General features: G+C 65.7%; 24 protein-coding genes and 1 pseudogene. 11 read left to right on the top strand and 14 right to left on the bottom strand.

Going from position 1 to position 24,660, the window contains the following annotated elements:
• Positions 1-101: 101 nt before the first annotated feature.
• The gene (locus NATPE_RS09845) at positions 102-764 is read right to left on the bottom strand and encodes a DUF6517 family protein (RefSeq protein ID WP_006180623.1); all 663 of its coding nucleotides are present in this window, start codon (positions 762-764) and stop codon (positions 102-104) included.
• A gap of 146 nt (positions 765-910) precedes the next feature.
• Here NATPE_RS09845 and NATPE_RS09840 point away from each other — a divergent pair, with 146 nt between their 5' ends.
• The 3 genes from NATPE_RS09840 (at position 911) to NATPE_RS09830 (ending at position 3,475) form a co-directional block, all read left to right on the top strand.
• The gene (locus NATPE_RS09840; RefSeq protein ID WP_006180624.1) at positions 911-2,032 is read left to right on the top strand and encodes a pyridoxal phosphate-dependent aminotransferase; all 1,122 of its coding nucleotides are present in this window, start codon (positions 911-913) and stop codon (positions 2,030-2,032) included.
• A gap of 68 nt (positions 2,033-2,100) precedes the next feature.
• Positions 2,101-2,430 (top strand): YbjQ family protein, encoded by a 330-nt coding sequence (locus tag NATPE_RS09835; protein ID WP_006180626.1) that lies wholly within the window; start codon positions 2,101-2,103, stop codon positions 2,428-2,430.
• 79 nt (positions 2,431-2,509) lie between these two features.
• Positions 2,510-3,475 carry an NADPH:quinone reductase gene (locus NATPE_RS09830; RefSeq protein ID WP_006180628.1) on the top strand — a complete coding sequence of 322 codons (966 nt, stop codon included), beginning with the start codon at positions 2,510-2,512 and terminating at the stop codon, positions 3,473-3,475.
• A 37-nt stretch (positions 3,476-3,512) separates the two neighbouring features.
• Here the strand turns inward: NATPE_RS09830 and NATPE_RS09825 are convergent, their stop codons facing one another.
• Both NATPE_RS09825 and NATPE_RS09820 read right to left on the bottom strand, forming a co-directional pair.
• Positions 3,513-3,902, bottom strand: a complete 390-nt coding sequence (locus NATPE_RS09825; protein ID WP_006180629.1) for a DUF7344 domain-containing protein — start codon at positions 3,900-3,902, stop codon at positions 3,513-3,515.
• Positions 3,903-4,026: 124 nt separating this feature from the next.
• On the bottom strand, positions 4,027-5,034 hold the full coding sequence (locus NATPE_RS09820; protein ID WP_006180630.1) for a TIGR04024 family LLM class F420-dependent oxidoreductase: 1,008 nt from the start codon (positions 5,032-5,034) through the stop codon (positions 4,027-4,029).
• A gap of 337 nt (positions 5,035-5,371) precedes the next feature.
• Here NATPE_RS09820 and NATPE_RS21385 point away from each other — a divergent pair, with 337 nt between their 5' ends.
• Positions 5,372-6,364, top strand: coding sequence for an IS5-like element ISNpe16 family transposase (locus NATPE_RS21385; protein ID WP_015298782.1), 993 nt, complete (start codon positions 5,372-5,374; stop codon positions 6,362-6,364).
• Between the two features lie 21 nt (positions 6,365-6,385).
• On the opposite strand, the pseudogene NATPE_RS09810 reads toward NATPE_RS21385, so the two are convergent.
• Positions 6,386-8,023 (bottom strand): annotated as a pseudogene (locus NATPE_RS09810) (alkaline phosphatase D family protein); the annotation flags it as partial.
• 171 nt (positions 8,024-8,194) lie between these two features.
• Here NATPE_RS09810 and NATPE_RS09805 point away from each other — a divergent pair.
• The 3 genes from NATPE_RS09805 to NATPE_RS09795 all read left to right on the top strand — a co-directional run bounded on the left by NATPE_RS09805 (position 8,195) and on the right by NATPE_RS09795 (position 12,247).
• Positions 8,195-9,616 (top strand): FAD-binding oxidoreductase, encoded by a 1,422-nt coding sequence (locus NATPE_RS09805; protein WP_006180634.1) that lies wholly within the window; start codon positions 8,195-8,197, stop codon positions 9,614-9,616.
• A gap of 93 nt (positions 9,617-9,709) precedes the next feature.
• Complete coding sequence (locus NATPE_RS09800) at positions 9,710-10,579, top strand: hypothetical protein (RefSeq protein WP_015299004.1); 870 nt, start codon at positions 9,710-9,712, stop codon at positions 10,577-10,579.
• A gap of 120 nt (positions 10,580-10,699) precedes the next feature.
• Entirely contained in the window at positions 10,700-12,247 is a 1,548-nt protein-coding gene (locus NATPE_RS09795; RefSeq protein ID WP_006180637.1) for a TrkH family potassium uptake protein, read from the top strand.
• A gap of 14 nt (positions 12,248-12,261) precedes the next feature.
• On the opposite strand, the gene NATPE_RS09790 is transcribed toward NATPE_RS09795, so the two are convergent.
• Positions 12,262-14,046, bottom strand: a complete 1,785-nt coding sequence (locus NATPE_RS09790; protein WP_006180638.1) for a histidine kinase N-terminal 7TM domain-containing protein — start codon at positions 14,044-14,046, stop codon at positions 12,262-12,264.
• A 97-nt stretch (positions 14,047-14,143) separates the two neighbouring features.
• Positions 14,144-15,832, bottom strand: coding sequence for a thiamine pyrophosphate-binding protein (locus tag NATPE_RS09785; protein WP_006180639.1), 1,689 nt, complete (start codon positions 15,830-15,832; stop codon positions 14,144-14,146).
• A gap of 95 nt (positions 15,833-15,927) precedes the next feature.
• On the opposite strand from NATPE_RS09785, the gene NATPE_RS09780 reads away from it, so the two are divergent.
• Positions 15,928-16,788: a UbiA family prenyltransferase gene (locus NATPE_RS09780; RefSeq protein WP_006180640.1), complete on the top strand. Its 861-nt coding sequence runs from the start codon at positions 15,928-15,930 to the stop codon at positions 16,786-16,788.
• 36 nt (positions 16,789-16,824) lie between these two features.
• Here the strand turns inward: NATPE_RS09780 and NATPE_RS09775 are convergent, their stop codons facing one another.
• The 4 genes from NATPE_RS09775 to NATPE_RS09760 all read right to left on the bottom strand — a co-directional run bounded on the left by NATPE_RS09775 (position 16,825) and on the right by NATPE_RS09760 (position 19,754).
• Positions 16,825-17,028, bottom strand: a complete 204-nt coding sequence (locus tag NATPE_RS09775) for a hypothetical protein (protein WP_006180641.1) — start codon at positions 17,026-17,028, stop codon at positions 16,825-16,827.
• A gap of 158 nt (positions 17,029-17,186) precedes the next feature.
• Positions 17,187-17,462, bottom strand: a complete 276-nt coding sequence (locus tag NATPE_RS09770) for an amphi-Trp domain-containing protein (RefSeq protein WP_006180642.1) — start codon at positions 17,460-17,462, stop codon at positions 17,187-17,189.
• Positions 17,463-17,640: 178 nt separating this feature from the next.
• Positions 17,641-18,822, bottom strand: coding sequence for a redox-regulated ATPase YchF (locus NATPE_RS09765; RefSeq protein WP_006180643.1), 1,182 nt, complete (start codon positions 18,820-18,822; stop codon positions 17,641-17,643).
• A gap of 203 nt (positions 18,823-19,025) precedes the next feature.
• Complete coding sequence (locus tag NATPE_RS09760) at positions 19,026-19,754, bottom strand: GNAT family N-acetyltransferase (protein WP_006180644.1); 729 nt, start codon at positions 19,752-19,754, stop codon at positions 19,026-19,028.
• 178 nt (positions 19,755-19,932) lie between these two features.
• Between NATPE_RS09760 and NATPE_RS09755 the strand changes: the two genes are divergently transcribed.
• Complete coding sequence (locus NATPE_RS09755; protein WP_006180645.1) at positions 19,933-20,382, top strand: hypothetical protein; 450 nt, start codon at positions 19,933-19,935, stop codon at positions 20,380-20,382.
• A 28-nt stretch (positions 20,383-20,410) separates the two neighbouring features.
• Here the strand turns inward: NATPE_RS09755 and NATPE_RS09750 are convergent, their stop codons facing one another.
• The 3 genes from NATPE_RS09750 to NATPE_RS09740 all read right to left on the bottom strand — a co-directional run bounded on the left by NATPE_RS09750 (position 20,411) and on the right by NATPE_RS09740 (position 23,366).
• Positions 20,411-20,968 (bottom strand): DUF7344 domain-containing protein, encoded by a 558-nt coding sequence (locus NATPE_RS09750; protein WP_006180646.1) that lies wholly within the window; start codon positions 20,966-20,968, stop codon positions 20,411-20,413.
• A gap of 398 nt (positions 20,969-21,366) precedes the next feature.
• Positions 21,367-22,074, bottom strand: coding sequence for a helix-turn-helix domain-containing protein (locus tag NATPE_RS09745; protein WP_006180647.1), 708 nt, complete (start codon positions 22,072-22,074; stop codon positions 21,367-21,369).
• A 368-nt stretch (positions 22,075-22,442) separates the two neighbouring features.
• Positions 22,443-23,366, bottom strand: a complete 924-nt coding sequence (locus NATPE_RS09740; protein WP_006180648.1) for an HhH-GPD family protein — start codon at positions 23,364-23,366, stop codon at positions 22,443-22,445.
• A gap of 125 nt (positions 23,367-23,491) precedes the next feature.
• On the opposite strand from NATPE_RS09740, the gene NATPE_RS09735 reads away from it, so the two are divergent.
• Positions 23,492-23,815 carry a hypothetical protein gene (locus NATPE_RS09735; RefSeq protein ID WP_006180649.1) on the top strand — a complete coding sequence of 108 codons (324 nt, stop codon included), beginning with the start codon at positions 23,492-23,494 and terminating at the stop codon, positions 23,813-23,815.
• Between the two features lie 208 nt (positions 23,816-24,023).
• Positions 24,024-24,152 (top strand): hypothetical protein, encoded by a 129-nt coding sequence (locus tag NATPE_RS23255; RefSeq protein WP_006180650.1) that lies wholly within the window; start codon positions 24,024-24,026, stop codon positions 24,150-24,152.
• 78 nt (positions 24,153-24,230) lie between these two features.
• On the opposite strand, the gene NATPE_RS09730 is transcribed toward NATPE_RS23255, so the two are convergent.
• Positions 24,231-24,617, bottom strand: a complete 387-nt coding sequence (locus tag NATPE_RS09730) for a MaoC family dehydratase (RefSeq protein WP_006180651.1) — start codon at positions 24,615-24,617, stop codon at positions 24,231-24,233.
• Positions 24,618-24,660 lie beyond the last annotated feature (43 nt).

The raw sequence follows: 24,660 nt of genomic DNA, 5'->3' as shown, positions 1-24,660 counted from the left end.
GTCGTCGGTTCCGGTACTGCCTTCGCCGTTCGGTTACCGACCGCTCGAGAGGCGAGGTTCCAATCGCAAACTAACCGCCGGAGCGACCCGGTCGCCGGTCGTCAGGCTGGATGTTCGACGGACTCGAGCAGGACCTCGGCGTTGGCCGATTCCTCGGTGAGCAGTTTCGGATAGGTGCCAAGGAGGACGAGCAGATCGCCCTCGTGATCGAAGGACGTGAGTTTGATCTCGACGTCGATCGGTTCGCCGCCGAGTTCGGACTCGCCGAGGAACCGGTCGACCTCGCGGCCGTCCCCGAGGATATCGAGGCCGAACGTCTCCTGGTGTCGGATGTTACTGATATCGCCCTGGCCGCCCTCGAACTCGCCGAGGAACCGGTCGAGCAACTCCTCGTTGGACAGATCGTCGATCGGGTTGAGCGATCGGCCCGCGACCTCCATCCCCGGGATGGAGACGGCGGCGAAGGCGGCCCCGTCGCGTTCCTCGCCCTGATACTCCACGGCCTTCGAGTAGATCGCCGTCGCGATCGAGGCCTCGACCTGGCGCTCGACGCCGCCGGGGAGTTCGACCGAGCGGTCGATCGTTCGCTGGCTGACGTCGTCTTCCGCGTAGCCCGTCTCCTCGAGCGCGTCGTCGGTCGGGCGGACGGCGTCGGAACTGAACTCGAGCGGTTCGTTCCCGAGAACGACATCGATACAGCCGGCGGTGAGCGCTATCGCACCGGTCGCGCCCGCGGCGAGCAGCGATCGTCGAGAGGGAGTCATTACTGGTCCCTTCGTCACGAGGGTCATCTTCCTTGTGGCATCTTCAGTCTCGCAGACAAGACTGTCCGGTCTCGTTGAGCGTCGACGGCGGATGATAGGCGATTCACACATCAAGAGTTATCGGGGTCGATACCCCCCGTATAGCTATGACTGATTTCGCAGACCGAGTCGAGCAGGTGTCGATCAGCGGTATCCGGGAGGTCTTCGAGGCCGCGGGCGAGGACGCGATCAACCTCGGCCTCGGCCAGCCGGACTTCCCGACCCCGGCCCACGCCCGCCGCGGGGCCATCGAGGCCATCGAGTCGGGACAGGCGGACGCCTACACCTCGAACAAGGGGACGCCCCAGCTCCGGGAGGCCATTTCCGCGAAGTACGATCGGGACTACGGCCTCGCGGTCGATCCCGCCGACATCATCGCGACCTCCGGCGGGAGCGAGGCCCTGCATCTCGCGATCGAGGCCCACGTGAACCCCGGCGAGGAGGTCATCTTCCCCGATCCCGGCTTCGTCTCCTACGACGCCCTGACTCACATCGCCGACGGGACGCCGAAGCCCGTCGGGCTGCGGGAGGACCTCACCCTCGATCCCGCGGCCGTCGAGGACGCCATCACCGAAGAGACCGCGGCGTTCGTCGTCAACAGTCCCGCGAACCCGACCGGGGCCGTCCAGAGCGAGGCCGACATGCGCGAGTTCGCCCGTATCGCCGACGAACACGACGTCCTCTGTATTTCGGACGAAGTCTACGAACACATCGTCTTCGAGGGCGAGCATCGATCGCCGCTCGAGTTCGCCGAGTCGGACAACGTCGTCGTCGTCAGCGCCTGCTCGAAGACCTACTCGATGACCGGTTGGCGGCTCGGCTGGGTCCTCGGCTCCAATCGTCGCATCGAGCGCATGCTGCGGGTCCACCAGTACGGGCAAGCCTGTGCCTCCGCGCCGGCCCAGTACGCCGCCGAGGCCGCCCTGACCGGTCCCCAGGAACCGGTCGAGGAGATGGTCGGGACCTTCGAGCAGCGCCGCGATCTCGTCCTCGACGGACTGACCGACGCCGGCCTCGAGGTGCCCACCCCCGAAGGCGCGTTCTACGCGATGCCGAAGGTCCCCGAGGGCTGGTGTGACGAAGTGCTGGATCGCGGCGTCGTCGTCGTTCCCGGCGACGCGTTCGGTACGAACGGCGAGGGCTACGCACGACTGTCCTACGCGACGGGGACGGAGGAACTGAAGGAGGCGCTCGAGATCATCGACGACGCGACGCGGGCGGTTCAGTAGCTCTCTCGTCGGTCCCGTTCTCTCGCTGTCCTACAGCTTTATCTGTCGTCGAGTTCACATTCTCGCGTATGGCAGACATCACCGTCACGACGACGGACGAGATCGAAGACCGAGCGGTAACGGAGTACTGTGGCGTCGTCTCCGGCGAGGCGATCATCGGCGCGAACGTCGTCAGTGACATCGCTGGCGGGATCCGCGATATCGTCGGCGGGCGAAGCGGCTCCTACGAGAAGAAGATCAAACAGGGTCGGGAAGAGGCACTCAAGGATCTCCGTGCGGAGGCCGCCGAACTGGACGCCGACGCGGTCGTCGGCGTCGGCTTCGATTACGAGGAGATGCGCGAGGGGATGCTCTGGGTCAACATCTCGGGTACTGCGGTGCGGACCCGCCGCGAGTAGGGCCCGGTCGCGGAGTGGCCCCGTCTTCCCTGCCGTCACGTGTACCGTTTTATCGTCCCGATCCGTGTGTTCGAACGAGATGAGAGCTGTACGCCTTCACGAACATGGCGACGCGGACGTACTGCAGGTCGAGGAGATCGACCGGCCCGAACCGGCCGACGACGAGTTGCTCGTCGAGGTCGCCGCGGCGGGGATCAACCCCGTCGATACCTACTTCCGGGACGGCTCGTACGAACCGGTCGACGTGCCGTTTACGCCCGGCGTCGACGTGGCTGGGACCGTCGCGGTGACCGGCGAAGCCGTCGAGGACTTCGCGGAAGGGGATCGTGTTTACGGTACCGGCATCGGTAACGGCGGCTTCCAGGGCTCGTATGCGGAGTACGCGACGATCCCGACTGATCGAGTGGTTCACCTCCCCGACGGAGCGGACCTCACCGAAGCGGGCGGGGCCGGCGTCGCCGCCGTCACCGCCTGGCGCGCGCTGATCGACCACGCGGACCTCGATCCCGCGGAGTACTGTCTTGTCCACGGCGGCTCCGGCGGCGTCGGCCACGCGGCCGTCCAGATCGCGGCCGCGGTAAGCGCGCGGGTGATCACGACCGCGTCCGAGGAGTACCACGACGAACTGGCCGACTACGGTGCCGAGACGGTGCTTGACTACGGCCGGGACGATCTGGTCGACGCCGTCCGCGAGGCGGCCGACGGCGGAGTCGACGCCGTCCTCGACCACCGCCTCGACGACTACCTGCAGTTCGACGCCGACGTCGCGGCCACGGGCGCTCGCGTCGTCGGCATCGGTGAGAACAGCACCGATCCGGGCTTTACGAACGACGGCGCGGCCCGGTCGAAAGACGTCTCCTACCAGTTCATGAGCATGTTCAACACGCCGGACCTGCGCGTGCCGCTGCGCGGGGCCGCCCACCTCATGGACACCGGCGATCTCTCGATCGACGTGGCCCGTAGCTACGACCTCGAGGAGGCCGCCGAGGCCCAGCGTGCGGTCATGGAAGATAGCTTCCTCGGCAAACTCGTGATCGAGCCGTAACAGAGCCGTTTTCGGTGAAAACAGCGCAGTCGGCCGGTCAGGCGGACTCCTGAACCGCGTCTGCCCGCTCAAGCAGGGTCCGCCCGCGGTCGGTGAGCGTGACGGTCTCGGTCGCCGTGTCGTAGTCCACGACGTCGGCGGTCGTCAGCTTCGGGACGTGGGTGTGATGGAGCGAGATTCGGACGGCGCGGCGCTTTCTCGAGGGGACGTCGCCGTGGTCCGAGATCGCGTTCGGCTCCGTGCCGGCTTCCTGGGTAGCGATTTCGACCGCCAGTTCTGTGAGCGTGGCGTCGCCACCCGTCTCCGCGAGATACTGCAGCGCCGCGCGGCGTCGCCCGTCGGCAAGTAGATCCATCGCCGTATCGACGGCGTCGGCGTCCTCGCCGAACGCGGTGAGGCTCTCGGGCGAACTCAGTAGCGGGATCATACCCCCGATAGGGATCGGGGCGTATATATGCAACTTGTGAGTCCGATCGAAACACCACACTGCGTGTCATGTCGTAGGAGCCCGCTCGAGACGGCTGCGATCGCGATGGAGGACCGACCGGCGGTTAGACGAGGTCGGCGACAGCTTCCATCGTCGTCCGCTTGTCGTCCTCGCTCATCCCGTCGACGAACCCGACGCGAACGGCGTCGACGCCCTCGATAGCGGCGTACTCCGCGAGCCACTCGCGGACCTCGTCGGGGGTGCCCGCGAACGCGAGTTCGTCGAGGACCTCGTCGGGAAGGGCAGCGGCCATCGCATCGGTGTCCCGATCGTCCCAGGCGGCCCGGATCTCGTCGACGACGTCGGGATAGCCCTGTTCGGCGACCGAGTTCCCGTAGTAGGGGCCGTAGGCCCCGAGCATGAACGCGATCGTGCCGCGGGCCTTCTCGCGGGCCGCCTCGCGGTCCTCGCTGGCGATCCCGCGGACGATCGGCGCGACCCGCAGGTCCGAGAGGTCCTTCCCACCGAGTTCGGCACCACGCTCTAAGTCCTCGAGGCGGTCGCGCAGGCCGTCTTTCGTGAACATCTGCGGGGCCCAGCCGTCGCCGAAGCGACCGGCCATCTCGGTGGCTTTGGGACCGAGGGTGCCGACGTCGATCGGCGGCGGGTTCTCGCTCGGCCCGCGCTCGTAGCCCAGCCCAGCGATCTCGAAGATGTCGCCCTCGTAGGCGGGGTTGCCCTCCTCGTAGACGTTGCGCATGATCTCGATCACCTCTCGGGTGCGCCGGAGCGGCCGGTCGAACTCCTGACCGTGCCAGCGCTCGGTGATCGCGGGCGAACTCGGGCCGATCCCGAACCGGAAGCGGCCGTCGGCGGCCGCCTGCATCGTCAGCGCGGTCTGGGCGAGCATCGACGGCGTCCGGCCGTACGGCGAGATGACGTCGTTGGAGATGCCGAGTTCGTCGGTCCTGTCGGCCGCCAGCGTTAGCGGCGGCACGATGTTCCAGCCGGTCGTCTCGCCGACCGTGATCCGGTCGAAACCCAGTTCCTCGGCCTGGACGGCACGCTCGGCGACGCCCTGCGGACGGTCGTAGTCCCCGAGCCGGACCAGCAAGTCGAGTTCGGCATTCATCGGGCTCCCCTCCGCGTCGGCCGTCGAGTCGTGGTTCGGTCTGCCATCACCGCACACCGCGTCACGGACTCACATAAATCTGTAGCGTTTCCGTCCAGTCACGTGCGCGACCGATCACCGGCGATGGGAGGATCGTCACATCTCCGGCGAACCGCTCGCGGCGACCCACCCACTGTGTGCCTACAGTTCCGTGAGGGTCGGGTCGCCGTCCGGGGTACGATATCGGGCGAGGGTCGACCGCTCGGCATCCCGCGGGTCCGCATCTTTGTCGACGCCGTACACGAGGGTGTCATAGAACAGTTCTCATACCAGAGAGCAGGGTGAACGCTGAGGTGGTATGAGCCCAGCGACCCTGCAAGATAATCCTACGGTAGAGACGTTCTTCAATGCCGTGGAGACGGAGACGCTAGCGCTGTTCGAGCATCTCTCCTTCGAGTTTCTCGAAGAATTCGACGTGTTCGCCCCGGCGGAGACGGGGCGAACACGAGACCACGAACCACCCGAGATGATGCGTGGGTTTCTGCACTGCTACTACAAGGATATCTACGGCATTCGTCCGGTTGCGCGAGAACTGAACAACACAGTCGTCTGGCTCAGCTGTGGCTTCGATCGACCGCCGTCGAGAGACGCGGTCGATCGTTTCCTCACCGATCTCGAACACGTCATCGACGAGATTTTCGACCACCTCGTCGAGCAGGCCGCCTTGCGGGGCCTGCTCGACTTGACCTACTCGATTGATTCGACAGACGTGAGAACGATGCCAGCCGATCAAGACGCGTCGAAATGCTACGATCCAACGGCTGAAGAGTACTACTACGGCTACGGCTGCACGATCGTTTCGACTGGTTCAAAGATCCCGATTGCAGCGGAATTCACCGAGAGCAAACAAGCGCCAGAAGAGACGGCGATGCGCGTCACGCGTGACGCGCTCGCCGTCGACACTCCGATCTGGATGCTTGGAGACAGCGCCTATGACACACTCGATTGGCACGACTACCTGCTGACCGCAGGAGTCGTGCCAATCGCCCCGTACAACGCACGCAACACCGACGATCCACTGGACATAGAGTACAGGGTCGAAGACCGTATCAAAGAACACAGCAAGGACGTGAAGTTGAAGCAATCGACGTTAGATGAGACGTACAACCGCCGGACAGGCGTCGAACGAACTAACGACGCAGTCAAGGACTGCGGCCTCGGGCACGTCCACGCCCGAGGCCGCGTCCATGCACGAGCACAAGTGTTCCTGTCGTTGTGTCTGCGTCTCGTTATTGCGATCACCAACTACGAACGAGGAGATAATCCGGGAAGCACGATCATCACGGTGTGACAAGAGTTCTATGACACCCTCGACGCCGTACACGGTATACGTACAGTGATCGCGGGTGAACTCGACGACGGCGTAGCCGTGCTGATGCCAGTCGACGTACTCGAGGTGGTCGTTTTGGTCCTTGGTCAACTCCGCGAGCGCGTCGTCGTCCCAGTCACTCGGGAAATCGACTACGTCGGCGGCGTTGACGCTCGTAACGGCGGGAGTCATCAGCTCGACACCGATTCGGTCGTACGTCTCGAACGGCTCGATTTCGCCGTAGCCGGCTTTCACGTGGCCGGCAAGCGACGCGTGGAGGTCGCCGGTCAGGACGACGAAGTTGCGTGGATCGACGTCCGCGACGTGTTGCATGAGTTCCCAGCGTTCGTGCTGGAAGCCGTCCCACGAGTCGTGGAGCAGTTCGATCTGCGACCAGTTGTCGCCGATGGTCAGGGGCATCGTCAGCACCTCGTTGGCCCAGACCGACCAGACGGCATCGGACTCGCTGACCCAGTCCGTGAAGTACTGTTTCTGTTCGTGGCCGAGCATCGTCCGTCCCTGCGCTTCCTCATCCGTGCAGGTGATCCGTGCGTCGCCACAGGGTGGCCCGTCGCGATAGAGGCGTTCGTCGGTGACGGTCAGATCGACGAGGTCGCCGAACTGGAGATCCCGCCACAGTCGGAGCTGGTCCTGCAGTGCCGACTCGTTGGGATCGAACTCGACGCGGGCGGGAACGTACTCGACCCACGCCTGAATGCCGTCGGCCGTGATCTCCATCGCCCGCTCGGGCTGCTCGCCGCCGTCCGTATCCGGCAACACCGGTGCGTTCGCTTTCTCGTCCCAGTATCGATTGTTCCCGATCTCGTGGTCGTCCCAGCCGTGAATAACGGTGTGTTGCTCGAGTCCCTCTTGGAGGAATTCGTTCCCCTTGTAGGTTCGATACAGCGTCCGGAAGTCGGCCAGGGACTCCGCCAGATCGGCGCCGCTGGGGAGGTCGATGTCGCGCCCGTCCTTGATATCCGTCGTCGGCGAGGTGTAGGCACCGTCGGCGGACTCGTAAATGAAGTCGCCGAGGTGGACGACGAAGTCGACGTCTTCGGCCGCGAGGTGGCGGTAGGCTCCGTAGTACCCGTTCTGGTAGTCCTGACACGTCAGGACCGCGAACGACAGCGAATCGGGGCTCGCGCCGGCCGCCGGTAGCGTCCGACAGCGACCGGTCCGTGTCGCGACGCCGTCGTAGACGAACCGGTAGTAGTAGCGACGATCCGACTCGAGAACGCCGTCGAGATCGACTTTGACCGTGTAATCGTGTGTACTCGAGAGTCGATCGGCGGGGACCGTTCCCTCGTAGACCAGGTCCGCAAAGTCGTCGTCGGTCGCGACCTGGACACCGATCGGCTCCTCGGAGACGACCGCACTGGGGGCGATCCGCGTCCAGAGAATAGCGCCGCTCGAGGTCGGTCCGCCGCTGGCGACCGACTGCGGAAACGTCGCGTCGGGATCGGCTGTCCCGTCGATGTCGAAGACGCTCCGATCGGTCGCCGACGCCGCGGCGACCGGCTGGACGATATCGCGCTGGGCGAGAACCGCCGCGAGGCCGCCAGCGACCGAGGTGGTGCCGATGCTCTCGAGAAAGCCGCGCCGATTCGTCCCGTTCCGTGTGCCATTTTGCTCTGGCATACGATTGTGCTGGCAGAATTCAGTAAAAGACGATTATAATTCAGATGCGTTAGACATTGTTATTATATCGTCGGATACGAGGGATATATACTCGAGTCACGAGGCCGTCTCGAGCGATCCGCGTACGATCCAGTGGGAAACGTTGATACTGTCAGTGTCTAACATGCATGCATGGCACACGATTGTTCGTTCCTCGAGGATCTCGACCTCGGGGACGACCAGCTGTCGTTCGCGGACGGCCGACGCGAATCACACGCGACGGACTGGGGGACCGAGGACTCGGGCGGGGTCATGCCCGACGCGGTCGTCTGGCCCGAGCGGACCGCGGACGTCTCGGCAGTGCTGTCGGCGGCGACCGACCGCGGCGTGCCCGTCACACCCTACGCGGCCGGAACGGGCCTCGAGGGCGCGGCCGTCCCGGCCCACGGCGGGATCAGCCTCGATCTGACCCGGATGGACGCGGTGGTCGACTACCGGCCCGACGACTTTCAGATCGACGTCGGACCTGGAATCATCGGCTCGGATGTCGACGAACACGTCGCCGGTGACGGGCTCTTCTTCCCGCCACTGCCCTCCTCGGGCGAGATCTCGACGATCGGCGGGATGATCGCGACCGACGCCAGCGGCATGGGGACGGTCCGCTATGGCGAGATCGCCGACTGGGTCCTCGGGCTCGAGGCCGTGCTTGCCGACGGGACCGTCGTCCAGACGGGCTCGCGGGCGATCAAGACCTCGAGCGGCTACAACCTGACCGACCTGCTGGTCGGCAGCGAGGGAACGCTGGCGGTGGTCACCGAGGCCACCCTCGAGTTGGCCGGCCGGCCCGAACAGATCCGCGGCGGGCGGGCGATCTTCGAGACGCTGGACAACGCCGCCGAGGCGGTCTTCGACGCGGTCCGGACCGAGGTCGACGTCGCCAAGATCGAACTCGTCGACGGGCTGAGCGCCCGGATGGCCAACGACTACCTCGACACCGGCCTGCCCGATTCGCCGATGGTCTTCCTGGAGTTTCACGCCAACCACGGGATCGAGGCGGAAATCGACCTCTGCCGAACGATCTTCGAGGACCACACTGTCGCCCGCTTCGAGATGAGCGACGACGACGATGAGATGGCCGCCCTCTGGGAGGCCCGGCGGGAACTGGCCTTCGCCGTCAGGAGCTACGACCCGGACCTCGAGTCGCTCCACCCGGGTGACGTGACGGTGCCGATCAGCGCCTACCCCGAGGTCGTCCACGAGACGAAGCGACTCGCCGACGAGTACGACCTGCTGGTCCCCTGTTTCGGCCACGCCGGCGACGGCAACCTCCATTACAGCGTCCTCGCCGATCCGAGCGATCCCGCCCAACTCGAGCGCGGCGAGGAACTCTACCGAGCGATCGTCGAACTCGCCATCGACCTCGGCGGGACGGCCACGGGCGAACACGGCATCGGCGAGGGGAAACAGGCGTACCTCGAGCCGGAACACGGCGCGGGCGCGGTTGAGGCCATGCGATCGGTCAAGCAAGCGTTTGACCCAACGGATACGCTCAATCCGGGGAAAGTCTTCCCCGAGACGGCCGACGGCGAGCGGGTTCGGGAACCGGACCGCTGACAGCGGTCGGGAACGGCGTCAGTAGCAGTCCCATCCTTCCCCTCGGCCGGAAGGACGATATGATCACACTCGCATCCTTCCCTAGAGCGTTCCATGCCAACCCGCCGTCGCGTTCTCGCGTGTGCCTGTAGCGTGGCCGGAACAGCCGCTGTATCGGGAGTCGGCGCGGCTACCGGCAGCGACGGCGATCTGACCCTCGAGATCGTTCGTCACACCTCCGCCGAGCCCGCCGAGGACGCGCTCGACGCGGTCCGCGAGGGCGTCGACCTGTTCGCCGAGACGTGGACCGAGGCGACGCCGGGCACCGCTGATGTAACCCTCGAGACGGATGCGGTCGTCGACTTCGAGATCGCGCCCGCACACGGCAAGACGTTAGACGCCATGGAGACCGACGACGCCCTGCGAGGCGATCGAACGGCGACAACGGTGACGCTGGCCGTCGTCGCCGACGGCGCGACGACCGCCGGGGCAATGCGGGGGTACGCGGGCCGCAGTGACGGTCGTTCCCGCGAACCCGGTGCGTACGGCTACGTCAACGCCGAACTCGCCGCGCTTTTCGGCGCGGGGGTCGGGACCCCTCGAGACCTGCTGCGGAACTTCGCGGCCCACGAGTGTGGCCACGCGGTCGTCGGCTGGACCGACTTTCCGCACTACCCCGTCGAGGCGACCGAATCCGAACCCTCGCCGTCGCGACGCGCCCACAGCTGTGGCGCACAGGACCACCCCGATGCCCGGGGCTGGTTCGTCCGCCACGGTATCACTCCGATGGCGACTGGCTACTCGGCAGTGGAGAGCCGGAACACGCCGCGCGATCACCCGTTCGCGACCGAACGCGGGCCGATCGACGAGTACGCCGGGCCGGTTACCGAGTCGCCGTTCTTCCTCACCATGGACTACGTTCCCGCGTTCTCCGCCACCGCCCGCGCCGCGATGGCTCATCACTACGAGCAGGTCTTCGGCTGATCCGTGGGTTCTCGACGCTGTGTCCGCGATATCGGAGGCACAGTCTTTATTGCGGTCGTACGATTCCCTGGTAGTAGTTACTGTTCGCCGGCCGGCAGTCGTCCGGCCTCATCACCAGCTATGATCGGTAGGATTCACGTCGACGTCCGCTCGAGTTGCAGCCTCCTGGGTACCGTCTTGAAGTTCCTCTCGCTGTCGCTTTTGGTTCCCACGGCGGTCGCGCTGTTCTACCGGGAGAGCCCGCTGCCGTTTCTGGTCGCGCTGGTCGTCGCGGTCGGCGTCGGAACGGGCCTCGAGCGCCTCGAGCCCGAGCCGGACCTCGAACACCGCGAGGCGTTCCTACTGGTGGCGCTGACGTGGCTGGTTCTGCCGCTGGTCGGGACGATCCCGTATCTCGTCGCCGGGACGGGGACGATCGCACAGCCGATCAACGCCCTCTTCGAGTCGATGTCCGGGTTCACGACGACCGGGGCGACGGTGATGGGCGAGATTTCCGTCGAGACCCACTCGCATTCGATCATGCTCTGGCGACAGCTCACCCAGTGGCTCGGCGGGATGGGGATCATCGTCCTCATGGTCGCGATCCTCTCGGAGCTGTCCGTCGGTGGGACCCAACTCATCCGGGAGGAAGCGCCCGGCATTCAGGTCGAGAAGCTGACCCCGCGGATCAGACAGACGGCGCGGGCGCTCTGGCTGATTTACGTCTGGTTCACGCTCGCGGCCGTGGTCGTCTACTACGGGCTCCACCTCGTGGGACTGGCCCCGAACATGACCTTCTACAACGCCGTCTCGCATGCACTCACGACGCTGCCGACCGGCGGCTTCTCGCCGGAGGGACGCAGCGTCGAGGCCTTCGAACCGATCGTCCAGTGGGCGGTCATGCCGTTCATGATCGTTGCCGGGACGAACTTCGCGCTCTACTGGCACGTCTGGCGCGGCAAGCCCGATCGGCTGACCGGGAACGCCGAGTTCCGGTCCTATCTCCTGTCGATGGGTGTCGTCGGTGTCCTCCTCTCGGCCCCACTCTTTCTCGGGGTCGGCCTCGCGACGGTCCCCGACGGCGTCGCCGCGATCCCGGGCAGCCTCGAGCGCTCGCTGCGCCACGGGCTCTTTCAGACGCTGGCGATCGTGACGACGACAGGCTACGCCAGCATGGACTTCAACACCTGGAGCGAGTCGACGCAGGTAATCTTGCTGTTCGCGATGTTTCTGGGCGGTTCAGCGGGGTCGGCGGCCGGCTCGATCAAGATCATCCGCTGGTACGTCGTCGGGAAGTCCATCGAACGCGAACTGTTCACGACCGTCCATCCGCAGGCGGTTCGGCCGGTCCGAATGGGCGACACGGGCGACGTCATCGACGAGGAGGCGATCCACGGCATCTTCGTCTTCATCGTCCTCTTCCTGACGCTGTTTGCTGTCTCGACGGTCCTGCTCTTTCTCGACGCCTACCGAACGCCCGGCCTCGAGCTGACGGCACTCGAGGCGATCAGCGCGACTATCGCGACGCTTGGCAACGTCGGGCCGGGCGTCGGCGTCGTCGGTCCGATGAACAGCTACGAGCCGTTTTCCGGGGCCGCGAAGCTGTACATGACCTTCCTGATGTGGATCGGCCGGCTCGAGATCCTCTCCGTGCTGGTGATCCTGACGCCGGCCTACTGGCGTTCCTGACTACGCGGGGGTCGTTACTCGGCCGCTCCGACCCCGGATGACATCCCGTCGGACCGGTCGTCAGTCGCCGTTTCGTGTCGCTCGACGCCGGTGATCTCGAACCGTGCGCCCCCGTCCCCGTCGGTCGCGGTCACCGACCACCCGTGTCCCTCGCAGATGTCCGCCACGATCGACAGCCCGAGTCCCGTCCCGCGCTCGCTCGTCGTATAGCCGGAGTCGAAAATCTCCTCCGGATCGCCCTCGAAGCCCGTCCCCGAGTCGGCGACGAAGAACCCGCCCTCGAGCGTGCCGACGGTGACGGTCAGGTCGCGGCCGTCGGTTTCGGCCCCCGATCGTCCCCCGTGGTCGATCGCGTTTCGGAACAGGTTCTCGAGTAACTGCCGGAGCTGGGTTCGATCCGCGACGATCGTTCGCTCGTCGACGACCGACAGCGTCGCCCCCGCGGTATCGACCGTCGACCACGCCTCGTGTGCGACGGCCGCGAGTGTGACCGGCTCGGGATCCAGCCCGCGTTGGCCCTGCCGAGCGAGCGTCAGCACGTCGTCGATCAGCTGTTCCATCCGCTCGTGGGATTCGGCGACGGTCCGTACGTACGCCGGGTCGTACTCCTCCTCGAGTAACTCGAGATACCCCTTCGAGACCGTCAACGGGTTCCGCAAGTCGTGGCTGACCACGCTCGCGAACTCGTCGAGTCTTCGGTTCTTGCGCTCGAGTTCGCGTTCGCGATGGACCCGCTCGGTCACGTCGTGGACGACGACCGTCCAGCCGGCCGAGTACCCGCGCCCGTCGTCGATTGACGAAATCGAGAGATCGTAATAGGTCCGTCCGCCGTCGAGCGAGAACTGCATCGTGTCGGCGTTTCCCGCGGTTGCCGCGGTGTCCTCCCCGTCTCGGTCGCGGGACCCGTCGATCACCGCGTCACCATCGATCGGAATTACGTCGTCGATCGATTCCCCGACGAGAGCGTCTCGCTCGTCCGCGAATATCTCCCGCGCGACCGGATTGCTGTCGACGATCCGGCGATCTGCGTCGGCGACCAGCACGCCGTCCTCGAGGTTCGTCACGACCTCGCTGCGGGCGATGGGGGCGATCTCGAGGAGCCGGTATCGATAGAGGCCGAAGGTAATCGCGAGGCCGGTGACGGTAAAGCCGATCGGCGTCGTGCCGACGATCTCGAGCGACGCCGCCGAGAGGACGGCCGTCCCCCAGGGGACCGTGATCGCGACGAAGACGGCGACTCCCTGCCAGCGGTAGAGTCGCTCGGTCCGTGCGATCAGCCGGAAGACGAGGACCGACGTGATCGCGAGACAGAGCGTCGCGTACCCCAGGTGAACGAACAGCCCGAGCCCCGGTTCCGAGGTCACGACCGTCGCGGACGATGCCCACCAACTCCCGAGCGAGATCGGTTCCTCGACCGGCGGCCCCCACAGCACGAACGTGCGGTCGTTGATCGCCAACGCGCCGATCATGGCGAGTGGCTCGATCGACAACAGCCCCAGTCGGGACCGGGTGAGCCAGCGGTCCTCGCCCGTATACTGGAGCGCGAAGACGACGAATAGCGTCGGAATAACCGCGGCACATATCCACTGGAGGTCGGCCCACCACAGTTTCGTGGCTATCGTCGCCGATTCGATCTCGAGGACGTGTGCGCCGAGCCAGACGGCGACGGTCGCCATGAGCGCGGCGAGCGTACTCGAGCCGGCTTCGGGTCGAGTCCGCCACGCCGCGGCCGCGGTTCCGACGGCGACGACGAGCGAGAGCGACAACACGACACTGTACGGAGAGACGGCCCAACCCATCGGTGAACAGGTAGCAATTAGGAACGAGACGCAAGTGTCTACCGGCCGAACCGCGGGAGACGGCGGTCCTCCCTCGACACCGTCGCGGACCGCCGTCTCAGTCCTGTACCAACACGTCCAGCACGTCCGGCCCCGCACGGTCCAGCGCTGCCTCGAGTGCGCCCTCGATCCCATCGGGCGTCTCGACGAGTTCGGCGCGCGCGCCGTGGCTCTCGGCGTTTTTGACGAGGTCGACGTTCGGCTCGAAGTCCATGCCGACGAAGTCGTAGTCGTCTTCCTCGCCGCCCATGATCGCGAGCGTGTTGTCCTTGAGGATGCGGTAGTTGCGGTTGTCCGAGATGACGACGGTCAGGTCGAGATCGTAGCGGGCGGCGCTGTAGATCGAGTGGGGGTAGTACTGGTAGGAGCCGTCGCCGATGAATCCGACCACGTCCCGGGGCTCGTCGTGCTGTTCCTCGGCGACCGCGGCACCGACCGCAGCGGGCAGCCCGTAGCCGAGCCCGCCGCCCTTGTTCGAGATGTACTGCTCGGGGCCGAGGTCCCACCGGGTCAGCATGGCGTACTTCGAGGTGACGCCCTCGTCGACGATCGCGGCGTCGCCCGCAACCCGCTCCATCGCATCGACCAGCTGGGCCTTCGAGGCCCGCGGATCGTCCCCGTCGGCCTCGCCGTAGCCGGCCATCTGGGACTCGACCATCTCCTTGACCTCGGCGACTCCCTCGAGGCGGTCGGCCACGACGTCCTCGGAGAGCTTCGTTTGGACGCGCTCGGCGATACCCTGCATGACGAGCCCCGGATCGCCGATCACGGCCGCGTCGGCGGGCTGGTTCTTCCCGACCTGCCAGCTGTCGTCGGAGAGGTGGATGCAGGTCGTGTCGGGATCGACCAGCGCCTCCTCGTGGCGGGTCAGCGTCGTGTTGGTCGAACAGCCCGCGAACAGAACCGTGTCGGTATCCATCAGCATCGCGGCCAGCTCCTCGTTGGTCGGCAGGTAGGAGACCCATTGCTCGTGGTCGGTCGGGAAGTCCACCTCGCAGGCGAGGATCTCCCCGTGGACGCGGGCCCCCGTCGCCTCCGCGAGATCGACCGCCGCGGCGACGGCGTCGGCTCCCGACCGGGCGACGTGGTCGCCGACGACGATCACCGGATCGTCGGCCTCGGCCAGCAGTTCCGCCGCGCGCTCGAGCTGGCCGGGGTCACCGCCGCCGGCGTTGGGGATCGGGCCCAGCCGTTCCGGTTCGGCGTCGGTTTCGGCCAGCATCACGTCCAGCGGCAGCCCGAGGAAGACCGGCCCCGTCGGCGGGGTCATCGCGACGCGGAACGCCCGCCGGAGCATCGTCGGCAGCGCGTCCACGTCGAGTACCTCGTCGGACCACTTGCAGTACTCGCGGGCCATGTCGGCCAGCCGGCCCGAGAGGATCGGCTCCTCGTGGCGGAAGTCGGTGCTGTGATTGCCCGCGGTCACGACCAGCGGTGCGCCGGTGATCTTGGCTGCATAGAGGTTCCCCAACCCGTGGGCCAGCCCCGGCGCGATGTGGAGGTTCGCGACGCCGACCGGCGTGATCGAGTCGTCGTGGTGGGCGTGATACCGGCGGCGCTGTGCGTAGCCGCCGGCCATCCCCACCGCGATGTCCTCGTGGAGGCCGAGCCGATACTCGAGGTCGCTGTCGCCGATCGCGTCCATGATCGGGAGTTCGGTCGTCCCCGGGTTGCCGAAGACGTAGTCGACGCCGTAGGTCTCGAGAGCGTCAGTGAAGAGATCCGCGCCAGTATACTCGTCCGTCATGCTCGCTCGTGGTACGGCACACCACATCAAATTGTGTGTTTCGGAACCGCGGTGCCCGCCCGAGGTATTATCCGTCAGTTCGTTGTCGTCCGGGTATGGCTCTCGCGAGAGGCGGGACGGGTTCGGGCGCGGTCGCTCGAGCGTACTGGTCACAGGTCCATCCCGTCTTCATGACGCCGCCGATCGCCGCGTCGCTGTTCGGCGCGATCCTCGCGGGGAGCGTCGACCCGGTTCTCGCAGCGGTCCACGTCGTCGCGATGTTCGCGGCGGTCTACACGGCCCACGTCAAAGACGGCTACGTCGACTTCCACGTGCGCGGCGAGGACGACGACCACCCGCTGACCGAACGGGGCTGTCGGCTCGGGCTCGCGGCCTCGACGGCGGTGTTTGCAGGCTGTTGTCTCCTGCTCGTGGCGCTGGTCGACGCCCTCGTGCTGGTGGTCGTCGTCCCGACGTGGCTGATCGCTTACCACCACGCACCCCAACTCGACACGAACCCCGTGACGGCGACGACCGGCTATCCGCTCGGCATCGCCCTCTCGATCCTCGGCGGGTTCTACGTCCAGGCCGAGACGATCACCGCCGTCTCACTCGGCTTCGCCGTCGTCTTCCTGATCCTGTTGTCGGGCGTCAAGGTGATCGACGACGCACAGGACTACGCGTACGACCGCTCGATCCGGAAGCGAACGGTCGCGGTCGCGGTCGGCCCCGACCGCGCCTACGCCGTCGCCTACGGACTGATGACCGCGGCGCTGATCGCCGTCACCGCGTTCGCCGTCCTGCGGATCTTCCCGCTGACCGCGCTGCTGGCGGTCCTGGCCTTCGCTGCGGTCGCCGCTGTCGCGCGCCGGGCCGATCCGGAACTCGCGACCATGCTGCTCGTTCGGGGCTCGTACGTCTTCCTGGCGGTTCTCGTCGCCGCCGTCCGGTTCGATCCGCTCGGCCGACTTCTCTGAGGGCCCGTCGACGGGACCGCCCGTGGCTCGAGCGCTCTACAGCGACTCCCGGAAGCCACAGCGAGGACAGTACATGCAGCCGTCCCCGACCAGCGTATAGCTCTCGTCACAGCGACTGCACTGACAGCCCAGCGAGCGGCCGACCTCGCGAGCGAGTCCGGCGACCGTGGTCCGAAGCAGCCGCTGTTGGCGTTCGGCCGCCTCGAGTCGTTCCTCGAGGGTGGCCAACCGTGCCGCCATCGCTCGGTCGCGTCGGGACTCGGAAACGCCCGTGTGACGTGGGGTCATGCGGGGTGTAGGTCGCCGTCGGAGAAAAGCACGACCCTACCCGACAGCGATCGCGATAGTCCGTGCCGTCGTCGATATCGCGCGGCCGAGAAACCGGGTCCGTCGGCGCGCTACTCCGCTTCGGCCGATTCGGTCCCCTCCGCGGGCTTCGGTGGCTTCCAGTCGAGTTTGACCGTGACCGTTTCGCGGTTCCCGCGCAGGATCGACGACCGCTCGCGGACGCCGACCTCGTAGGCGATCGACTCCGAGGGCGTGAGATCGACCGTTTTGTTCCCCGTTCGGACCGTCGCCTGGCCGGTCCCCTCGATCTCGTCGGCCAGCGCTCGCAGCTGGTCGGCGGCCTCTTCGCGGGTGACCTCGTCGGCGGCAATGGTCTTGTCCACCATGGAACGACCAACCACACTATGCCGGATAAGTCGTCCGCCTAACGACGTATTGGGCGAATATCTGAATAGACAGGTAATAATTTCCTGAACGAGACGAGTTCGTCTAATTCACACACGCTGATCGGTGGCAATCGAGATCGTTCGAGACGCTACGACGAAAACACCGTTTCGCCCGGCGTTACGACGCCGTGCTGACGATCTTGATCACGTCTCCCTCCTCGAGTTCGTACTCCTCGCCGATCTCACGGTTCGATTTGGCGTTGACGGCGTGGAGGTAGCCGTCGCCGATGTCGGAGTGGACGCTGTAGGCGAGGTCGACCGGGGTCGAGCCGTCGGGCAAGAGGAAGGCGTCGGGGAGGACGTTGCCGCTCCCGTCGGACCACTTCGAGGCGTCCTCGACGGGGTAGGCGGTGAGGTGATCGAGCAGGTCGTAGACGGCGTGGTCGAGTGCCGCCTGCACACCGGTGCCGCCCCACTCGGCCATGGTGTCTGCCAGTCCCTCGAGGGCCTCGCGCTGGGCGTCGTTGACGTCGTCGCCGATCTCGAGCGTCTCGTCGCCGGGATCGTAGTCGACCAGCCCGTTCTCGGCGGCCCGGCGCAAGGCGAGTTCGCCCTCCGCCGTGGTCGGGATCACGGGCTTGTCCAGGTCCAGCAGGCGCTCGACGTTCTCCTCGGGTGCGACGTCGATCTTGTTGGCCGCGACGACGATCGGTTTCGTTCGCTCGCGGACCAGCCGTGCGAGTTCCTCGCGGTGGTCGTCGTCCCACTGGATCGGATCGTCGGGATAGTCCAGTTCCCGCAGGACGGTCGCGATCTGCTTGGGAGAGGCACCGAAGCCCGAGAGCATGTCCGCCAGCGCGTCGTCGATGTCGAAGTCCGGGGAGCGTGATTTGCGCTCGACGGACTCCCAGTTGCGGTCGACGATGCCGGCCAGCCAGAGGTCCATCTCCTCCTCGATGAAGTCGATGTCCTCGAGCGGGTCGTGGTCGCCGATATCGACCGGTTCGCCCTTCTCGTTGGTGCCGCCGGAGGCGTCGACGACGTTGACGATCACGTCCGCGTTGGTGAGTTCGTCGAGGAACTGATTGCCCAGTCCCTTCCCTTCGTGAGCGCCGGGGACCAGCCCCGCGACGTCCAGCAGTTCGATCGGCACGTAGCGCTTGCCGTCCTCGCAGTTCTCGGCGTTACAACGGTCCTCGCGCTCGAGGCAGGGACACTCGGTCCGGACGTAGCTCACCCCGCGGTTGGCGTCGATCGTCGTGAACGGATAGTTGGCGACGTCGACCTCCGCCATCGTCGCCGCGGTGTAGAACGTGGACTTGCCGGCGTTCGGTTTCCCGGCAAGCGCGATCGAAAGCATGCCTCCCGATAGCGCCGTCCGGAGGAATTGTCTTTCGATTCGACCGACCTCGGCGGTCGCTCGCGTCGGTCGGGCCGGCGGAAGCGGCGGACACGTCGCGTACGACGGTCGATTCCCCTCGTCACCCGTACTCGAACCGCGTGGGGAGTACAGCGTGCGTTCTACCCCGTTTCGGGGGCGGTCAGATAAATCGGGCTGTCAACTCAGAGTCCGACAGCCATCATCACCTCGTCGACGTAGTGGCCGTTGAGTTTGTAGTGGTCCTCGCGGACGGCTTCCGTCTCCCAGCCGTGACCCTCGAGGAAGGCGATCGCCCCCTCGTTGGTCGAGGGAACGCTCTGGTAGAGCTTCTCGTAGCCGTTCGAACCGGCCCACTCGAGCCCCCGGGAGAGGAGATGCGAGCCGATGCCGTGGCCACGGTACTCCTCCAAGACGCCGACGGTGAGTTCGGCGGTGTGGCTCAGCTTGTCGATTTCGGGCGCGTAGAGGTGGACCCAGCCGACGACGTCGTCCTCGACGGTGGCGACGAAGAACATCCGCGACTCGAGTTCGTTGTGGCGGAGCAGGGCCTCCTCGTGATCGATCTCGTCGGCGACGCTCTCGGCCTCGATGTAGGTCCGTTCTTCGGCAACTTGCCGGATCGCGCCGACGATCCCCGTCAGGTCCTCCTGGCGGGCGGGTCGGATGTGGAACTCGAGGTCCGCCGAGACGTACTCCTCCTCGGCACCGGCGTCGATCGTCACCCGGAGTTTGCCGTCGCCTTTCTCGAGTCGCCCGTCGCGTTTGAGGATCGCGACGTGGTGTCGGAAGCCGCTCGGATCGATCCCCAACCGTTCCCGCGTGTCGTCGGGATCGACCGCGCCGTGTCGCTCGACGTACTCGTAGATCCGTTTGCGGTCCTCGTGACCGAACTCGAGTGTCTCAGTGGCCATGGCACTCGCCACCACGAACCAATACTTAATCCTTGCCTGGCGGAGCCGACCGGTCCCCGACGTGACCTTAAGCCGGCAACTGGTACAGCCGGCCCCCCTTGCACCGGGAGTCCATCGATCCGATCGCGTGAGACGATCGCCGCCCGGTTCCGGGCGGCAGACGTGTCGCGCGCTCCCCATGATCGGATCGGACGTGGTGGTTGCTGGATCGGCCCTCGCGATCGCGGTAGCGGTCGGACTGGTCGCCCACGAGTGGTCACACGCCGCGGTTCTGCGGCTTGCACGCGTCGAGTACGCCGTCTCCTACTTTCCCGGTCGTGCCGACGGCCTCGTCGCACTGGTCACGACACGGCCGTGGGCCGCCGTCCACCCCCGACCGACCGGTACCGAACCGCCCTGGACACTCCGCCTCGCGGCGCTCGCGCCCGCCCTGCTCGCCGTGCCCGTCTTCGGACTGGGACTGTCCGGCCACCTGACCGCGGAGACGCCGGTCGTCGCCGCGGCGGCGATCGGGTGGCTCGCCTGTGCCCTGCCCAGTCCGCAGGACTTCTCGGTCGCCTTTCACGCCGGCCGACTCCTCGAGCGGTCCCGAGAGCGGACCGGAACGGCCCACTCCCGCGCCGACTGACGGTCGTCGCCGGGTCGTTCCCGTCGCCCTACGAGCCGGTCCACGCGTGTGCGGCCGTTACGGCTGCGAACGAACCCAAAACGAGTCCCGCGGCGACGAGCCCGTCGATCGGAGCGAGCCCGGCCGCCACCGCGCCGAGGAACACAGTACCGAGCCCGACGGTCGCCCCGTACCGACGGGGCCACGGGTCGCTCGAGTCCGTTTCGGTCGGTCCCTCGAGATACGGCTCGAGCTGACCGGTCCGCGGCGTCGAGTCGACCCGGCCGCGATCCTTGTCGTACTCGATGATCCCGTGATTGTCGAGTTTCGGCAGATGGGACTGGTACAGCGAGATGTAGACGCGCTGGCGTTCATCGGATCGGAGTTCCTCGACGGTCGTCTCCTGTTCCCAGGCGGCGACCTGTTCGGCGAGTTCGCGCAGTCGGACCGACCCCTCGGCGTCCCGCAGGTATCGCAGGACGTCCCGCCGGCGCTTCGTCTGGAGGAGGTGATGGACGTCGTCCAGTGACAGTTCGGCGGGGATCGCCCCTCCGTCCGCGTCTCGGGCGGCATCACCGGGGTCGTCGGTCCGGCCGCGATCGATCACGTTCGTGTGATTGTATACCAGGCGGACGGATAAACATACTGACCTCGACGGTGTGTCTCGGTGAGTGGCGGCAAAAGCGAACGCTCGGGTCGTGAACGACCCGGAGCGGCCGATAGCAACGCGGTCATACAGCCACGAATGACCGTGAATCGTGATTGAGTACGGGTGATCCACCGGCGCTCACAGCGACGGTCGGTCGTCGGGCGGTCGGCGTCTCGCCGACATAATAATCATTGGTCTATCGGGCAATAAATCTACCTATTGGAACAAGATCGTCATTGTCTGCCGATAGAAAGAGAATTTATTGGGTATTATTGGGCGAAATATGTTTCACTCGGGAACTTACGAGCGCAGGAGGTCGGGAAAACTGCTAGCGTGTCGACCGAGGCTCGGCGGACTCAGGGATCGATCGCCATCGGTGCGGTCCGCTCGGAGAGTTCGGCACTGACCAGAGCCGCGTGGCTTCGGCGGAGTCGTTCGGACAACGCCTGATGAGAGACGTCGAGTTCGGCCGCCAACTCCTTGAGCGTCACCCCCCTCGGCACGTCGAAATACCCCAGTTCGTGGGCCTTGCAGATCGTCTCGTACTGGGTTTCGGTCAGGGGAGTCTGTGCGCTCGCGAGGTCGTCGACGCCGCTGATCCGGGTGACGGTCGCCCGGTATTCGTATTGCTCGAGCAGGTCGTGACACGCCGACACCGACTCCCGATCGTGAAAGAGCAGTTTCACCAGCCACCGACCGTTCCGTCCTCGAGCGGTCAGGATCGCGCCGTCGTTGTCGGTCACGATCTCGGTAAACAGTTTCGCCGCGTCCCCGAACTCGGTCCTGAACAGCCAGCGATCGCCCGGGCCGACGTCCGTCCCGGCGCCGTCGGACGCGCCGGTCGGCGACTCCCCGCCGTCGCCGAGGCTGGCGATTACGTCGACCGACGGATCGGCCTCGAGCGCCCGGGCGACGGCGTCCCGATCCGGACCGCTGGCCCAGATCAGCGGCGGCGAGTCACCGATCATCCCCCCGACCTGAAACTCGAACGTCGATACCCGATCGAAGGTCCGGTCGAAGCCGAGTCGCGCTGCCGGAATCTCGAGTTCGACGACTGTGGTCATCACCGAACCCCACCACGAAGACGTATAGACGGATTTCGCTACCGGTAGCCTTTCCCGCCACCCAAATCGGATGACTGTCATGTCGAATCTAATTTCAGCCGGGTCGATATGCGGGGTGTGGCCGTTCTATGGGAGACTACTGGCCAGTAGTATACGAATTTTAACACTACCGTCGGGTGGGGACTCTCTACGAAGAGACGAAACGATATCGGTGCGTTCTCAATTCCTGTAATTTCCGGTCAAGTACAAGTCCCTGCGTGTCTTCCTTCTAGGTGGCCAAGAACCGATATTTGGCTGACAGGGAATACGAAACCACGGCGCTCCGTCGCCGCCGTTCTCGCCGATTTCTCCACACGATTGGAACACAACTACCGTCGCAGCCGAGCGACGGGTCCGTCCGCACCGTCGCGGTCGAACTCGACCAGCCCGTCGGCCTCGAGGTCCTCGAGCAGGCCGGTCAGCCACTCGCGGCCGTACTCGCCGTCGGGGACGTAGTCGACGCGGATGCGATGGCCGAGCATATCGATCTCGAGTTCGCCGTGTTCGCGGAGGGTGCCGATCACGCGACCGCGGAACTGCCGGCGGCTCCCCTCGAAACTCGGCTGGGTCGGGACGTCGGGGGCGGTGAAGTCGCCGCTAGCGTAGGCCGAACACCATTCGCGCCACGGACAACCGGCTTCGTCACACGAGGGCGTCTGTTCGCAGGCGACCCCGCCCAGTTCCATGATCGCGTTGTTCCAGACTCGGGAGCGGCCCGCCGGCATGAGGTCGTTCGCCGCGTCCTCGAACGCCGCGTCGTCGTCTGGCACGTCGAACGCCCGGTAGAGGACTCGCTTGACGTTGGTGTCGACGACCGCGTCCCCGTTGTTGAAGGCGAAGCTCGCGACCGCGTTGGCCGTGTACGGACCGACGCCCATCAGCTCCTGTAGCTCCGCGGGGGTGTCGGGAAAGTCGCCGTCGTACTCCTCCTCGACCTGCCGGGCCGCCTCGTGGAGGTATTTGGCCCGATTGTTGTAGCCCAGACTGTGGTCGGTCCAGAAGCCAACCACGTCCGCCCGGTCGGCCGCCGCGAGGGCGGCTGTCGTCGGCCAGCGCTCGAGGAACCCCTCCCAGGCCTCGACGACCCGACCGAGCTGGGTCTGCTGGCTCATCACTTCGCTGACGAGGATTTCATAGGGGTCGTCCGTCCGCCGCCACGGGAACTCCCGGTGGTCGGCCTCGTACCACTCGATCAGCGCCTCGCGAACCGCCCCGCGGTCGTCGGGTAGCTGCGCCCCGTCCCCTGCTGTCATCGGCTGGGGTTACGCCGTCGGCTGTAAGTCAGTGTCGCAATGGGGCGGCTCCGATATCGGCTCCCGGCGGTGCGGTCCGGCTCGAACTGGAAAGGCCTATCCGGCCCGCTCGAGTCCCCACGGGTATGAGCCTCGATGATCTCAACGACGACGTAACGGCCGCCTACACCGACATCGGCGACGAACTGGCGCTCTCGCTGGACCGCGAGACGCGCAACGAACTCGCCCTCCTCGAGACGGCCCTCGAGCCCGAGGAGACGGACGAACTCGTTCGGCGGGCCATCCACATGCTCTTCCAGTCGACCGTCGATACGGGCAAGCTCGACTTCCAACTGCGGACGGCCTACGACGTGACCTACGACGAGTACCTCTCGGGGATGACCTTCGAAGAGATGACCGGTGCGGACCAGTACCCCTCGATGGACGACGAACGCCGCTATCAGTTCTGACGACTCACGGCCGTCCCGCCCAGTGTCGATCCGATTTCCGTCGTCCGATAGTAGCCACCGACAGTCACTGCGTACCTGCTCACACGACAGCGGTGCGATCAGTGTGTCAGTCGTTTCAGCGGCTACTCTCGGCGGTGTTCTAGAATTACTATATTATTCTACCGGCATAATAGCCGAGTTTATATTCGTCCAGGTATTCGCCTCGAGTATGGCAGTAACCCAACGCTCACTCGAAATTGACTATCAGTGTCCCGATTGTTCGGGACCGCTCGCGGCTCGGTACGAGTCACTGGTCTGTGACGACTGTGGCTACACGCCGCGTCACGGTGCCGACTGATCGGTCAAGTACAGTGTCGTCGTCGAATCGATACCCGAACGCCCGGTCACCACTCGATGCGCTCGTTTCTCGCTTGCGTTACTCGTCTTTCCAGATGAGGCCTTCAGTCGTTGCGGTCAGGACGGTTTCACCGGCCGAATTCTCACAGACCACATCCGATACGAATTCGTAGCGGTCGTCCCGTTCGATGACCGTGTCGAACGTCGAGCGACACGTGATCGGCTCGCCGGTGTAGACCGGCTGATGGAAGTTAAACTCCATCGTACTGGCCAACACTTCGTTATCGCTGCCCAGTTTCGTCGGTAGCGTCGCGGTCAACAGCCCCTGGACCATCACGCGCCCATCGTCGTCCGGTTCGGTATGCCGCGGTTGGTCGTCACCGGAGAGGTCCGCGAACTGCCGTACGTCTTCGACGGTAAACGTCCGTTCGAACGTTCTCGTCTCGCCTTCGGTGGGATGTGTCATGAGAACTGATCGCTCAGTTGAGACGACACCAATATAGTGGTGG

This window comes from Natrinema pellirubrum DSM 15624, assembly GCF_000230735.2.
GTDB classification, from domain to species: domain Archaea; phylum Halobacteriota; class Halobacteria; order Halobacteriales; family Natrialbaceae; genus Natrinema; species Natrinema pellirubrum.
Note: the sequence above shows the minus strand (reverse complement) of the source record. Positions and strands in the feature narration are given on the sequence as shown.

Coding starts and splice junctions, on each gene's coding strand:
- NATPE_RS21385 (WP_015298782.1), top strand. CDS start 5,372: ATGAGCCCAGCGACCCTGCAAGATAATCCTACGGTAGAGACGTTCTTC.
- NATPE_RS09800 (WP_015299004.1), top strand. CDS start 9,710: ATGCCAACCCGCCGTCGCGTTCTCGCGTGTGCCTGTAGCGTGGCCGGA.
- NATPE_RS09730 (WP_006180651.1), bottom strand. CDS start 24,617: ATGACACATCCCACCGAAGGCGAGACGAGAACGTTCGAACGGACGTTT.
- NATPE_RS09745 (WP_006180647.1), bottom strand. CDS start 22,074: ATGACCACAGTCGTCGAACTCGAGATTCCGGCAGCGCGACTCGGCTTC.
- NATPE_RS23255 (WP_006180650.1), top strand. CDS start 24,024: ATGGCAGTAACCCAACGCTCACTCGAAATTGACTATCAGTGTCCCGAT.
- NATPE_RS09835 (WP_006180626.1), top strand. CDS start 2,101: ATGGCAGACATCACCGTCACGACGACGGACGAGATCGAAGACCGAGCG.
- NATPE_RS09740 (WP_006180648.1), bottom strand. CDS start 23,366: ATGACAGCAGGGGACGGGGCGCAGCTACCCGACGACCGCGGGGCGGTT.
- NATPE_RS09805 (WP_006180634.1), top strand. CDS start 8,195: ATGGCACACGATTGTTCGTTCCTCGAGGATCTCGACCTCGGGGACGAC.
- NATPE_RS09775 (WP_006180641.1), bottom strand. CDS start 17,028: ATGGCGGCACGGTTGGCCACCCTCGAGGAACGACTCGAGGCGGCCGAA.
- NATPE_RS09825 (WP_006180629.1), bottom strand. CDS start 3,902: ATGATCCCGCTACTGAGTTCGCCCGAGAGCCTCACCGCGTTCGGCGAG.
- NATPE_RS09820 (WP_006180630.1), bottom strand. CDS start 5,034: ATGAATGCCGAACTCGACTTGCTGGTCCGGCTCGGGGACTACGACCGT.
- NATPE_RS09840 (WP_006180624.1), top strand. CDS start 911: ATGACTGATTTCGCAGACCGAGTCGAGCAGGTGTCGATCAGCGGTATC.
- NATPE_RS09755 (WP_006180645.1), top strand. CDS start 19,933: ATGATCGGATCGGACGTGGTGGTTGCTGGATCGGCCCTCGCGATCGCG.
- NATPE_RS09785 (WP_006180639.1), bottom strand. CDS start 15,832: ATGACGGACGAGTATACTGGCGCGGATCTCTTCACTGACGCTCTCGAG.
- NATPE_RS09790 (WP_006180638.1), bottom strand. CDS start 14,046: ATGGGTTGGGCCGTCTCTCCGTACAGTGTCGTGTTGTCGCTCTCGCTC.
- NATPE_RS09795 (WP_006180637.1), top strand. CDS start 10,700: ATGATCGGTAGGATTCACGTCGACGTCCGCTCGAGTTGCAGCCTCCTG.
- NATPE_RS09760 (WP_006180644.1), bottom strand. CDS start 19,754: ATGGCCACTGAGACACTCGAGTTCGGTCACGAGGACCGCAAACGGATC.
- NATPE_RS09830 (WP_006180628.1), top strand. CDS start 2,510: ATGAGAGCTGTACGCCTTCACGAACATGGCGACGCGGACGTACTGCAG.
- NATPE_RS09765 (WP_006180643.1), bottom strand. CDS start 18,822: ATGCTTTCGATCGCGCTTGCCGGGAAACCGAACGCCGGCAAGTCCACG.
- NATPE_RS09735 (WP_006180649.1), top strand. CDS start 23,492: ATGAGCCTCGATGATCTCAACGACGACGTAACGGCCGCCTACACCGAC.
- NATPE_RS09845 (WP_006180623.1), bottom strand. CDS start 764: ATGACTCCCTCTCGACGATCGCTGCTCGCCGCGGGCGCGACCGGTGCG.
- NATPE_RS09770 (WP_006180642.1), bottom strand. CDS start 17,462: ATGGTGGACAAGACCATTGCCGCCGACGAGGTCACCCGCGAAGAGGCC.
- NATPE_RS09780 (WP_006180640.1), top strand. CDS start 15,928: ATGGCTCTCGCGAGAGGCGGGACGGGTTCGGGCGCGGTCGCTCGAGCG.